Below are 11,674 nucleotides of genomic sequence, written 5' to 3' on the forward strand. Positions count from 1 at the left end.
GCCGCTCTATTGGCGCAGCCCTACTGCTTCCGTCACGTGTGGAGCATACCGATGTGGGTCCTGATGTACGTCTTCTCCGACTCAGTCAGCCCGGCTGCTACCGACGACAGAGCCGAATGGAGGCTTCTGCCTACCGTGGTGTTTAAGGAGTTCTCCAATGAAGAACGATGCAAGGCAGCCAAGTCGGCACTCGAGGGCAGCCTGCAAGAGGCGGGAGCCAAGCTCAGAAGTGGTTTGGAAGACTTGAAAAGCCTTCGCAAGGCTGACCCGGCGCAAGTCATCATTGCATACAATGTCGAATGCCTTCCAAAATGAAGGCGCGTCCCCGTTCTCGCGATCCTACCGCGCGACTTGACGGACGACGTCCCCCGGCAGCACGTGCGCCACGGCGGCGGCGGCCGGAGGTTGGGTGCCGATCTCGCGGCCGCGGGCGCGGATCAGCCGCTCGTAGGACGCGATCAGGGTGGTGTAGGGGTTGACCCAGATCCAGCCGTCACGCGTGAACACCTGCACGTCGAAGTGCAGGTGGTATGACGTGCCGTTGGGGAAATCGAGATAGTTGGAGACTACGCCGATCTTCTCGCCCTCGGCGACCTGGCGGCCGTTGAGGACGCCATCGGCGTCCATGGCTGACGGGGTCATGTGCATGTAGCGGAAACGGATGTGCTCGGTACGGGTATTGATCTGCAGCGTCGCCGCCTGCTGCTTCAGGGAACGGATGACGATGCCGTCGCGCACGGCGACGACCGCCTGTTTCCTGGGATGGCAGGTGCTGCTGCTGTTCGGCGGGCAGGGCGCAGGGCGGATGTCCTGGCCCTGGTGACCGAAGCCGGCCGCGCATTGTCCGACCTGGAAGCTGCGCGCCTCGCAAAAATTGTCCCGCCACGGATAGACACTGATGCGTTCGCCGGATTTGCGCGTGCCGAACTGCTGCGAGCTGACCAGGGCCGGTGCTCTCTCCAGCGGAAAGCGGATCTGCGAATAGACCGCGAGATCAGCGTGGCCGCCGCGCCTGCGCGCGCCGCTGCGGGCGATGATGTCGCCGCCCGGGCGATAGGTGAAGTCCGGAGAAGCGGCGGTCGGCCGCTCGGCGAGGCCGGAGGGAATATCGTAGCGCGGGCGCGTCGGCTGGCCGCCGGCGATGCGCAGCGCTTTCAGGAAACGCTCGGCGATCGGATAGGCTTCGCGGCAAGCGAGCCTGCGCGGGCGCGGCGCTGAATCGAGGCACTGGATCGATACCACATAGGGCACGCCGAAGCGGGTGAAGGCGTAGCGCACATAGCCTTCACGGATGAAGCGGCGGATGTCAGGAAATTGCGCCGCCAGCGCCCTGACCGGCTGGCCCTTGCCGTCGAGCGGATCCGCGAGATCGTAGACCAGCACCGAGCCCGTGATCTGCACCTCGACCGGCCGGGCGAAGGTTCGCGACGGGCCGTCGTCGGGCTCCAGCGAAAATACCGCGTCGTAGCCGGAAGGGCCGGCGTGAAACACATCGACGGGGCGGAAGTCGGCCTGATAGCGCGACACCTCCGAATGGCGCGTGCCACGGGCCCGGCTATCGAGATAGGCCGCGGTGTCGAACGGCAACAGCACCGGTACCGGACTGCTTCCGATGCCGGTGAACATTGGCGAATTGATCGCGTTCAACTGCACCAGCGCGGGCGTTGCGCGCGGATCCCCAGCCGGCAGCCGCGCCCGGCCTGCGAAGGTGAAGCGCGAGGCTATCGCGGGCTGGGAACCGATCTCGGTGCGAAGCTGATCGAGGACGGCGCGCCATTCGACGCGAATGGCCGAAATCGACGGCGTCCGGAACTCTTTGGCGGAGACGCCGGTAACCCCGACAAAGAGCAAACAAAAGGCTGCCAGCCACCGCGAGAGCAAGCTGACCGCCTTCGTATTCAATGCATCGCCCCCGGCGTATGCTCCGTAGCCCAGAGTTTCGATTCTGATGAAATCAGAACCGAAACTCAAGACTCCTGTTTTGACGCGTTTTCTTCACGCGAACCGGTGCCCACTGCGCTTGAAAACGCTATAAAGCGCGGCGTTAATCCTTTGCGCGCTCGACATAGGAGCCGTCCTCGGTCATGACGACAATCCGTGTTCCCGTTCCAATATGCGGCGGCACCGAGGTTCGCACGCCGTTGGAGAGGATAGCAGGCTTGTAGGAGGAAGACGCGGTCTGACCCTTGGTGACCGGCTCGGTCTCCACAACTTCGAGGGTCGCGCGCTGCGGCAACTGGATGGCGACCGGATTGAGGTCGTGCATCGACAGCTTCACCGTCATGTTTTCCTGCAGGTAGGGCGCGGACGATCCCACGATCTCCTTCGACACCTGAACCTGGTCATAGGTCTCGGCATTCATGAAGTGGAAGCCGTCGCCATCCTCATAGAGGTAGTTGAAATTGCGGTCCTCGACGGTGGCCTTCTCGACCTGGTCAGTGGTCTTGTAGCGCTCCGACACCTTCACGCCGTCGCCAATACGGCGCATTTCGATCTGGCTGACCGGGGTTCCCTTGCCGGGATGGATGTTTTCGGCCGAAAGGACGACGTAGAGCCGGCCGTCTTGCTCGATGACGTTGCCCTTGCGGATAGAGCTGGCGATGACTTTCAAAGCTGTTTTCCCGAATTTCTGGCCTTCGGCCACATCGGACATGGGCGTCCGCAGGGCCAATCAGGCGGTTTCGGGCTGCAACATACTGATTTTGCCCGTCGATGCCAGCGTTTTACGGCGATTCCGTAGGCTTCCGGAGGCCGCAAACGGCCCTGTTTCGACGGCCTAACGGCGGGCCTGGTCGCGCCGTTTGACGGCCGTGGCGTTGTGATCGGCGAAAGCCGGCGGGACGGTAAATTTACCGGTTTTCATGTCGTAGACGCAGCGCCAGCCTTCGACCCAGGGCGAAGGCTTTTTCTGACCCTGGATGTCAAAGGAGAGGCTGAGCACGAGATAGCGGCTGTCGGGCCAATGCTTTCCGAGCCAGGCGTAATTCTCGTCCAATCCCTTCAGCAGGTGCACTTGCGTGTGGTTGAGGGGCCTCTGCATGCCCTTGGATACCGGCAGACTGAACAGATAGTCCCAGGCCAGTTTGCCGAGCGGCTTTGTGGTCGCCGGTGAAAATCGATCGCCGTCACGGCGGTAGAGCAACAGCGTCTGATATCCTGCGCCGAGCTTCTGCATGCGGACCAGCCATCGGCTGTCGGGGGTGAAGCGGAAGGCGGCGCGATATCCCGCAATATCGGCGCCTTCGCCGGGATTTAGCAACGAGGCCCGCTGCTTCCCGTCGAAGATCCAGAACTGGTGGAGAATGTCGTTGCCACGCTCCCTCGAATACTGCTCGACACGCACCTGACCATCGGGCGAGGTGAACGTCTCGTCTGATAGATGCTTCAGCGTGCTGCCGGGACCAGCGGCGCTTGCCGGCGAGACCACAAGGCACGCAAAAAGAAACACCGCTGTTCGCAAGCTGCTGCCAGACATATCCGTATCTCGTTGTAGAGTCTGGCATTGGGGGAGGCGGCTGCATGGTTCAGCGCACCGGGCTACTGCCAATGGACAAGTGCGGGGTCTTTCGACATGAAAAGAAGCACTTGGAGCGGGATGATATGGTCGTGCCGCGGTACCGCAAGGAAAGTATAATAATATCAATGATATTCTGCGACTCCCTGAACGCTTGCATGGGTTCCGCCGGGCGCTGGATGCGATGGGGTTGCCGCTGATGGGTGGAACCGATCAGCCATCGCCATGGTGGTCGGCCGCGCGGCATGCCGACCGGAAGCCGTTCCTGATGGCGCGAAGCGCGATCACGCGGGCGGTACGCGGCTGGTTCGACGAGCAAGGATTTTGCGAGGTGGAGACCGGCATCCTGCAGGTCTCGCCGGGCAACGAGACGCATCTGCATGCCCCCCGCACCGAGATCATCGGCAACGACGGCACCCGCGCGACGCGCTATCTGCGGACATCGCCGGAGTTCGCTGCCAAGAAACTGCTCGCCGCCGGCGAGACCAAGCTATTCGAATTCGCGCGCGTGTTCCGCGATCGCGAGCGCGGCGATCTGCATCTGCCCGAATTCACGATGCTGGAATGGTACCGCGCCGACGCCAGCTATGACGCTGTCATGGCCGACACCATCGTCGTCATCGCCCACGCGGCGCAGGCAACCGGGATCGGCCGGTTTTCGTTCCGCGGCAGGACGGCCGATCCGTTTGCCGAGCCGGAACTTCTGACCGTGGCATCCGCGTTCGAGCGCTTTGCCGGAGTGGATCTGCTCTCCACCATCAGCCATGGCGAGGGCGATCGCGCGGCGCTTGCGGCGGCGGCCAGATCGCAGGTGCGGATCACGGAGGACGACACCTGGTCGGACATTTTCAGCAAGGTGCTGGTCGAGTATGTCGAACCCAATCTGGGGCAGGGGCGTTTGACCGTGTTGTTCGAATATCCGGCGCCCGAAGCAGCGCTGGCGCGGACGAAGGCGGCCGATCCGCGCGTCGCCGAACGTTTTGAGGTCTATGCCTGTGGCGTCGAACTCGCCAATGGCTTTGGCGAACTGACCGATGCCGGCGAACAGCGCCGCCGTTTCGCCGCAGCGATGGACGAGAAGCAGCGGCGCTACGGCGAGCGCTATCCGCTGGACGAGGATTTTCTCGCAGCCGTTGCCGAGATGCCGCCATCGAGCGGCGTCGCGCTCGGTTTCGACCGGCTGGTGATGCTGGCCAGCGGCGCGCTGCGGGTGGACCAGGTGGTGTGGACGCCGCCTTCAGGAGAGACATGAACAGGATCGATCCGAAATTGTCGGCAACGCTGCGGCAGCCCGCCGATCTCGTCGAGCGCGGACTGGCGAAGACCGCGGATCTCGCCGACCTCGAACGCGTCGCCGCGCGCTATGCGATTGCGGTGACGCCTGAACTCGCCAACCTGATCGACACGGAAAATCCGGATGATCCGATCGCGCGGCAGTTCATCCCGAGCGCGCTCGAACTGGTGAGCGCGCCGGGCGAAAATGCCGATCCGATCGGCGACGACGCGCATTCGCCGGTTAGCGGCATCGTCCACCGCTATCCCGATCGCGTGCTGTTCAAGCTGGTGCATGTCTGCGCGGTGTATTGCCGCTTCTGCTTCCGCCGCGAGATGGTCGGGCCGGGCAAGGCAACCGCGCTGTCGGATGCGGCCTATCGCGACGCACTAAACTATATCCGCGAGCACACGGAAATCTGGGAAGTCATCCTGACCGGCGGCGACCCCTTGATGCTGTCGCCGCGGCGGCTGGCCGAAATCATGGCTGACCTCGCCGTCATCGATCACGTTAAAATTGTTCGCATCCACACCCGCGTGCCGGTGGCGGCCCCTGCGCGCATCGATGGCGACATGATCAAAGCGTTGCGGGTTGACGGCGCGACGACCTGGATCGCCGTTCACGCCAATCACCCGCGTGAACTATCGGGCGAAGCGCGAACCGCTTGCGCGCGGCTCGCCGATGCCGGCATTCCGCTGGTGAGCCAGACGGTGCTGCTTCGCGGCGTCAATGACGATACGGCGACGCTGGAAGCGCTGATGCGCGCTTTTGTCGAAAATCGAATCAAGCCCTATTACCTGCATCATGGCGATCTGGCGCCGGGGACGGCGCATCTGCGCACCACGATCGCAGAGGGGCAGGAACTGATGCGCCATTTGCGTGGCCGCGTCTCGGGCCTGTGCCAGCCGGAATATGTGCTCGATGTTCCCGGCGGCCACGGAAAGGCGCCGGTTGGACCGAATTATTTGTCGCATGCAAGTTCCAGTGAATCTGAACTATCTTCCGAAGCGCAGTATCGTATCGTCGACTATTGCGGCGACGTTCACCTCTATCCGCCCAAGCCGTGATCTACGATGGCTGAGGACGGCGAGGAGAAACGGGAGCCGCCGGAAGAAGAGGGGCATCGCGGAATCGAAAATGCGGTGCTGCTCGGCTTCTTCGTGGTGCTGGTGGCCGCCGGAATCTGGCTGCTCGGCACCATGGCCGATGTACGAAAGGCGCAGGATTGCGCCGCCCAGGGACGCCGTAACTGCGCCACGATCGACGTGCCGGAACGGACACGATAAATGAAATTAAAAGGCGGGAGAATCAGGATGCAAAAAACAATCTTGTCGGTCGCGCTGATGGTCCTGCTTGGCATGCCTATAGCGTTCGCGCAGGGCGGAACGTCGACCATGCCAAAGAGCAGCAGCCCGAGCGCCGGAGGGATTCCGGAGGCGCCGATCGGACACCGTCAGCCCCGCCGCAGCGACGTGCCGGCCGAAAAGAACCTGGATCCGAACGATCCCTTGAGCAAGGAAAACGCAGCGCTCGACCGCAAGATCAAGAGCATCTGCCGCGGCTGCTAGAGGCCAGACTCCGCAAGAACCGGAAAGCGATCGTTGCTGCGGACCTGCGGGTTTTGCGGCGGCCTCCGCTTGCAGTGTCAGCCGTGCTTTGCCGCGCGGCGATACAGGATGAGCAGGAAGGCCAGCAGCACGGCGGCCGACAGGCCGAGCGACCAGTGAATGCCGATCGCAGCACCTAGCAGGCCCACGGTAATCCCGCTGAAGGCGCGCATGCCGAGCCCGGCCATGTTGAACAGGCCGACGACGCGGCCACGAATGTCGGTCGGCGCATTTATCTGGACCAGGGCCTGCGCCATCGTGTTGAACGACAGCTCGAAGAACCCCGCGGCAAACAGCAATACGATCGCAAGCGCGTAAATCCCGACGGAGGCGAACGCGAGCAGGGACAGGCTCCAGAGAATGGCGAGCACGATGGCGGTCCGCGGCGTCACCTTGAGCCGTCCCCACGCTTCCAGAACGATGCCCGCAAGCAGCGCGCCGGCGGCGTCGGCGGCCAGCAGCACGCTGTAGGCGACACCGGGGTCGCCATGCCCGAGTTCGCCGGCGAAGCCCGGCATCTGGGCGTGGTAGGCATTGCCGATCATGAAGGAGGTCACCCCGGCGAGTAGCGTCATCCTGGTCAAGACCCGGTGGTTGCCGATGTCGCGGATGGTCTGCACGATATCGGCAAGGCCGCGCACGGCGAGGCGACGCGCCGCGAGGCTCATGTCGCGAACCGGCGCCCAGAACAGCCATAGCAGCATCGGCAAATAGAACAGCGTGTTGAAAATGATGCCGTGGGATGGGCCCAGCGTCAGCATGATGACGCCGCCCACGGCCGGACCGACCAGGATGCCCAGATAGCGCGCCGTCGCGTTCATCCGCACCGCGCTCGGCAGATCGGTTGGGCCGACGATGTCGTAGAGCAGCAACTGGTTCGGCGTCTGCCACAGCACACCGGCGCAGCCGTGGATAACAAGAAGCAGCATCGCGTGCCACATCTCGAGCGTATCGGAGATGAAGAAAACGCCCCATCCCGCCGAGGCGACGATGAACAGCAGCATGCCGCACTGGATGATGCGGCGCGGGTCGAACCTATCAGCCAACCCGCCCACGGCAACGGAGAAGAACAGGAAGGGAAGCCAGTGCGACAGCACCGCGAAGCCCGCCAGCGCTGGCGAATGGAATTTCTGGAACACCACCCAATAGCTGATCACATGCTCGATATTGTCGGCCATCATGGCCAGCACGTAGGCCATGAACTGCGCGCGATAGGGCCGCGACTTCATGGCTGCGAACGAACTGGATGTAGCCACGGGTTTTGTTGAAGGCTCTGAGCTCAATCGATCACCTGCTTCGGCGACGGCGATGCGGCCGGCGCGATACTTGGATTCCGCTCGCGCCGATACACGCTTGTTGCCGGTCGCTCAAGACGCTGAGGCTGTTCAGACATCGAAATAGCTGGACGGTCCGAACGAAAATCTCGGGCGATGACGGCCATCGTTCAGTATCGCGGCGCCCATGCCGTCGTTGGCCGCGGACTGGCGATGTCGGGCTTGCGATCTACCTTTGGGATTGCATCACTGGAGAGCCGCGCTTCCCGACGATCGACGTGTTTTGACCGTGTCTTGAACAGCGACCCGCCGACCAATAAGATGAGAGCAAGAGTTGGCAGGCTAACGTTTCGGAGCGCGCCAATATGACGTTGGACTTACTTCGTTCTGCACACGCAACGCTCGACTATGAGATCGCCCAGGAGAGGGCGTCGGCGTTCGGACGGCTTGGGCGGCGGCTCGAGGCCGCGCTGGCGGCGCTTGCCGAATGTCCGCGTACGGAAAATTCCGATCGAAAAATCCGCGATGCTCTCGTCGAACAGGCCGGCTATGCGCTCTGGCTCTTCGTCGTGCAACGCGAGGCCTGCGGTCTCAACAAGATCTCCCAGGTGCTGCGGGATTACGGGGTGCCGAACGAGGTGTATGTCCGCATGGGGCCGTTGGCCACGCCGAGCATCCAGCCGACGAAGACCATGGAGGTCAAGGCCGCGTCGGCGCCAATGTTCTGAACCTCGCCGCCAGCTATCTCGCGTTTGTCCGGATTATGCGTCCACGTTACGGATCGTGGTCGGCGCTTCAATAAGCAGAAGCAGGGCGCGCGCCGTCCGCGTGCCCTGCTTCGCCGTCATTGAGCCGCGTGTCTTAAGCCGAACGCTCCTCCCGGAACTTGCGCGACTGTGCGTCCCGCCGCGCCTTCACCGCATCCGCCAGCACATTCAGCGAGGCGACCGTCGTCTCCCAGTCGATGCAGCCGTCGGTGATGCTCTGCCCATAGGTCAGCTGCTTGCCCGGCACGACGTCCTGACGGCCCGCGACGAGATTGCTCTCGGTCATGACTCCCGTGATGCGTTGCTCGCCGTTCGAGATCTGGCGTGCGATGTCGGCGACCACCAGCGGCTGGTTCTCCGGCTTCTTGGAGCTGTTGGCGTGGCTGGTATCGATCATGAGCCGCGGCGCGACGCCGGCACGGGTGAGTTCGAGGCACGCTGCCTCGACGCTTTCGCGGTCGTAGTTCGGCTTGTGGCCGCCGCGCAGGATGATGTGGCAGTCCTCGTTGCCGGTCGTCGCCGCGATCGCCGAGCGTCCGCCCTTGGTCACCGCCATGAAATGATGCGGATGCGAGGCCGACTTCACGGCATCGGCTGCGATGCGGACATTGCCGTCGGTGCCGTTCTTGAAGCCGACCGGGCAGGAGAGGCCGGACGCGAGTTCGCGATGGATCTGGCTCTCCGTCGTGCGCGCGCCGATCGCCGCCCATGCCATCAGGTCGGCGATGTATTGCGGCGTCGTCATGTCGAGGAATTCGGTCCCGGCCGGCAGGCCGAGATTGTTCACGGCTGACAGCACGTTGCGGGCGAGCCGCAGACCCTTGTTGATGTCGAAGGAGCCGTCGAGATTGGGATCGTTGATCAGCCCTTTCCACCCGACCGTCGTGCGCGGCTTCTCGAAATAGACCCGCATCACGATCTCGAGGCGGTCGGCGAGCTGTTCGCGCAGGGCGGCGAGCCGCTCGGCGTAATCGACGGCCGCGGCGGGATCGTGGACCGAACAGGGGCCAACGACGACCAGCAGGCGGTCATCGGCGCCGTTCAGGATGGCGTGGATGGCGTTGCGTGCCGCCATCACGACGCGCGTCGCGGTCAAGGTGCGAGGTATCTCGCCCATCACCTCCTGCGGGGTACTCAGCTCTTTCAGTTCGCGAATTCGAAGATCGTCGGTGGTGCTCAACACGGCTCTGGCTCCTGGTTAGGAAACCTGCCGGCCAATAAAAAAGCCGCCAGGTTTGGCGGCTGTTCGGATTTTTGGCTTCAATTCATCAGATTGAGCGCGATCCTCCCACCGCCAGCGAGCTGTCGTAGCTAAAATACCAAAAGTTGCTGGCGGCGATCATGATCATGGCGGGCTCTATAGCCCAGCCGTTCGGGCTTGTCACCCCATAATCGGCGTCAGGACTTCCGCGCGGCGAGCGCCATCCCGACCATCGAGCCGCCGCCGAGCACGAGGTTGATCCCGACCAGGAGGCCGATTGCCCATTCCGCCGACCCCGGCAACCCGGCAACGATGGTGAAGGCGATCAGCAGGTCCATCACGCCTGAGATCAGCAGCCAGGACCAGCGCTCCGACAATTCGCGGCGATGCTCCAGCGCGTACATGATGGTGGCGACGCCTTCGGCCAGGAAATACGCGCCCACGATGATGGTGAGCGTGAGGATGCCTTGCATGGGCCGCGCCAGCAGGATGCCGCCGGCGAGAACGGCGAGCGCCGCCGAGAACAGCGACCACCAGAAGCCCGGCATCTGCCGCGACCAGTAGGTGACGAACAGCCCGGCAACGCCGCCAATCAGAAACATCCAGCCAAGGAATATAGTGACGGCGAGGCTTGCCAACGGCGGCACGATCATCGCGGCGAGGCCGAGCAAAGCGAGCACGATGCCTTCAAAAAGAATGACCTTCCAGCGCGCCTTCACCGCGGCGTTCATTTCAGACTTCAGTTTGCCGAGGTCTGGAGGGTCGTCCTGGGGAAGGGTCATTGGAGCTCCCGATGCCTTCAGCGCCGATCGAGTGTCCAATATAGCCCGTGCGCCGACCGCGGGTAAAATTTGTTCGCCGTTATCCTTGCGCGAGATCAATGACGGCAGGACGACATTTCAGCCCGGCTCCGGCGCCGACGAAAATCCCTCCGAGGACGTCCTGATACGGTTGCGGCCGAACACGTAAACCGCAGATGTCGCCAGCAACAATGCCAGGCCGATCAGAATGGAGGTCATGCCAAGCGGAATGAGCAGCAGGGAGGCGTTGCGATCCGGATTGATGAACCAGTGATGGAGCGAGGTCAGCACGAAAGCTGCGCCCGCGAAGCCCGCGCCGCTGCCCACGAGCAGGAGCGCCCACATCCGCCGCAACTGGCTCAGCCGCTCACGCGCGACTTCGGTGCGCGGCGCGTGATGGCGGCCGACGCGCCGCACCAGGCGGATGGCAAAACCGATCGAGCTGAAGCCGATCAAAAGGCTCGCCGTCCCCAGCAGCATTCGCGTCGTGGGGCCGAGATCGGGGTGCTTCTGCAGGGTCAGCAGCGGGAAGTCGAAGGCGGCATGCAGCGCGACCGGCGCGAACAGCGCCAGGCACCAGCTCGAGAGCCGCGCCCAGTCGCGATGGTGGCGATGCGCGCCGAGCGCGGTGCCGGCGCGGGCGATGGCGATATAGGCGCCCGCGATGATGCCGAGCGCGCCGTGGAACGGCACCGTCAGCACGCTGCGCAAGGCCGCCAGCGAGCGCCACATGTCGGCATGCTGCACCAGATAAGCGAGGTTTTCGTAAGCCGCGAAGCCGAGGCCAGCGGCCGCGCCGTAGACCACGGTGTCCATCGGATCCGCAAACGTCCGCCGACGCACCGGCAGTGACACGGCAATGATCACGAGGACCTTGACGATTTCCTCTGGCGCGGCGACGCCGAAGATGGAGCGCAGGCCCTGCGTCATCCAGGGGTTTCCCGGCACCGCAAGGATCGCGGCAAACGGGGCGCGCGCGACACCCAACAGCGAGATGCTGGCGGCTCCGAGCACGAATGCGAGCCATACCCGCGCGGGCGGGCCGGGACGTTCGTCGGCGGCAATGACGAGCCATAGCACCAGCAACGCCGGCGCAATCGCGGCAACACCGATCGATGTTGGAAGGGCCTGAAGCAGCAGCATCTTTGCGGAACTTTACCTCACGTGAGCGTAAATGGCCGCAAACGCAGCCGTTTGCAAGAAAACTGGACGCGACTCCTTGTCACCAAGGAACGGGC

The 11,674-nt window shown here is 63.5% G+C and carries 13 protein-coding genes; 6 read left to right on the plus strand and 7 right to left on the minus strand.

Translation table 11 applies throughout. The features are described 5' to 3' along the window. Positions 1–51 precede the first annotated feature (51 nt). Complete coding sequence (locus tag LMTR21_RS19830; protein ID WP_065756284.1) at positions 52–315, plus strand: hypothetical protein; 264 nt, start codon at positions 52–54, stop codon at positions 313–315. A gap of 24 nt (positions 316–339) precedes the next feature. On the opposite strand, the gene LMTR21_RS19835 is transcribed toward LMTR21_RS19830, so the two are convergent. From LMTR21_RS19835 to LMTR21_RS19845, 3 genes are all read right to left on the minus strand, one after another. Continuing rightward, a complete protein-coding gene (locus LMTR21_RS19835) occupies positions 340–1,902 on the minus strand; it encodes a M23 family metallopeptidase (protein ID WP_084030986.1) in 1,563 nt (520 codons plus the stop codon). Between the two features lie 142 nt (positions 1,903–2,044). Next, positions 2,045–2,611, minus strand: coding sequence for an elongation factor P (gene efp, locus LMTR21_RS19840; RefSeq protein WP_057835516.1), 567 nt, complete (start codon positions 2,609–2,611; stop codon positions 2,045–2,047). A gap of 165 nt (positions 2,612–2,776) precedes the next feature. Further along, a complete protein-coding gene (locus tag LMTR21_RS19845) occupies positions 2,777–3,475 on the minus strand; it encodes a hypothetical protein (protein ID WP_065756283.1) in 699 nt (232 codons plus the stop codon). A 238-nt stretch (positions 3,476–3,713) separates the two neighbouring features. On the opposite strand from LMTR21_RS19845, the gene epmA reads away from it, so the two are divergent. From epmA to LMTR21_RS19865, 4 genes are read left to right on the plus strand one after another with little or no spacing between them, the layout of a single operon-like run. Beyond that, complete coding sequence (gene epmA, locus LMTR21_RS19850; RefSeq protein WP_065756281.1) at positions 3,714–4,766, plus strand: EF-P lysine aminoacylase EpmA; 1,053 nt, start codon at positions 3,714–3,716, stop codon at positions 4,764–4,766. After that, entirely contained in the window at positions 4,763–5,854 is a 1,092-nt protein-coding gene (locus LMTR21_RS19855; RefSeq protein ID WP_065756280.1) for a lysine-2,3-aminomutase-like protein, read from the plus strand. Before epmA ends, LMTR21_RS19855 begins: the two co-directional genes overlap by 4 nt. A gap of 6 nt (positions 5,855–5,860) precedes the next feature. Then, on the plus strand, positions 5,861–6,073 hold the full coding sequence (locus LMTR21_RS19860; protein WP_065756279.1) for a hypothetical protein: 213 nt from the start codon (positions 5,861–5,863) through the stop codon (positions 6,071–6,073). A gap of 27 nt (positions 6,074–6,100) precedes the next feature. Further along, positions 6,101–6,355, plus strand: coding sequence for a hypothetical protein (locus LMTR21_RS19865; protein ID WP_065756278.1), 255 nt, complete (start codon positions 6,101–6,103; stop codon positions 6,353–6,355). A gap of 77 nt (positions 6,356–6,432) precedes the next feature. Here LMTR21_RS19865 and LMTR21_RS19870 read toward each other — a convergent pair whose 3' ends face one another. Then, entirely contained in the window at positions 6,433–7,623 is a 1,191-nt protein-coding gene (locus LMTR21_RS19870) for an MFS transporter (protein WP_065756277.1), read from the minus strand. Positions 7,624–8,033: 410 nt separating this feature from the next. Between LMTR21_RS19870 and LMTR21_RS19880 the strand changes: the two genes are divergently transcribed. Continuing rightward, the gene (locus LMTR21_RS19880) at positions 8,034–8,396 is read left to right on the plus strand and encodes a DUF6665 family protein (protein WP_065756276.1); all 363 of its coding nucleotides are present in this window, start codon (positions 8,034–8,036) and stop codon (positions 8,394–8,396) included. 133 nt (positions 8,397–8,529) lie between these two features. Here LMTR21_RS19880 and LMTR21_RS19885 read toward each other — a convergent pair whose 3' ends face one another. From LMTR21_RS19885 to LMTR21_RS19895, 3 genes are all read right to left on the minus strand, one after another. After that, positions 8,530–9,618: a 3-deoxy-7-phosphoheptulonate synthase gene (locus LMTR21_RS19885; RefSeq protein ID WP_065756275.1), complete on the minus strand. Its 1,089-nt coding sequence runs from the start codon at positions 9,616–9,618 to the stop codon at positions 8,530–8,532. A 215-nt stretch (positions 9,619–9,833) separates the two neighbouring features. Then, entirely contained in the window at positions 9,834–10,418 is a 585-nt protein-coding gene (locus LMTR21_RS19890; RefSeq protein ID WP_065756274.1) for an HdeD family acid-resistance protein, read from the minus strand. Positions 10,419–10,535: 117 nt separating this feature from the next. Next, positions 10,536–11,579, minus strand: coding sequence for a PrsW family glutamic-type intramembrane protease (locus tag LMTR21_RS19895; protein ID WP_065756273.1), 1,044 nt, complete (start codon positions 11,577–11,579; stop codon positions 10,536–10,538). Between the last annotated feature and the right edge of the window lie 95 nt (positions 11,580–11,674).

The sequence above is a fragment of the Bradyrhizobium paxllaeri genome (genome assembly GCF_001693515.2).
Lineage (GTDB): Bacteria > Pseudomonadota > Alphaproteobacteria > Rhizobiales > Xanthobacteraceae > Bradyrhizobium > Bradyrhizobium paxllaeri.

Excerpts from the sequence above, each read along its gene's own strand:
- epmA (WP_065756281.1), top strand. The coding sequence starts at position 3,714 with ATGGGTGGAACCGATCAGCCATCGCCATGGTGGTCGGCCGCGCGGCAT.
- LMTR21_RS19855 (WP_065756280.1), top strand. The coding sequence starts at position 4,763 with ATGAACAGGATCGATCCGAAATTGTCGGCAACGCTGCGGCAGCCCGCC.
- LMTR21_RS19865 (WP_065756278.1), top strand. The coding sequence starts at position 6,101 with ATGCAAAAAACAATCTTGTCGGTCGCGCTGATGGTCCTGCTTGGCATG.
- LMTR21_RS19870 (WP_065756277.1), bottom strand. The coding sequence starts at position 7,623 with ATGAAGTCGCGGCCCTATCGCGCGCAGTTCATGGCCTACGTGCTGGCC.
- LMTR21_RS19890 (WP_065756274.1), bottom strand. The coding sequence starts at position 10,418 with ATGACCCTTCCCCAGGACGACCCTCCAGACCTCGGCAAACTGAAGTCT.
- LMTR21_RS19895 (WP_065756273.1), bottom strand. The coding sequence starts at position 11,579 with ATGCTGCTGCTTCAGGCCCTTCCAACATCGATCGGTGTTGCCGCGATT.
- LMTR21_RS19880 (WP_065756276.1), top strand. The coding sequence starts at position 8,034 with ATGACGTTGGACTTACTTCGTTCTGCACACGCAACGCTCGACTATGAG.
- LMTR21_RS19845 (WP_065756283.1), bottom strand. The coding sequence starts at position 3,475 with ATGTCTGGCAGCAGCTTGCGAACAGCGGTGTTTCTTTTTGCGTGCCTT.
- LMTR21_RS19860 (WP_065756279.1), top strand. The coding sequence starts at position 5,861 with ATGGCTGAGGACGGCGAGGAGAAACGGGAGCCGCCGGAAGAAGAGGGG.
- LMTR21_RS19830 (WP_065756284.1), top strand. The coding sequence starts at position 52 with ATGTGGGTCCTGATGTACGTCTTCTCCGACTCAGTCAGCCCGGCTGCT.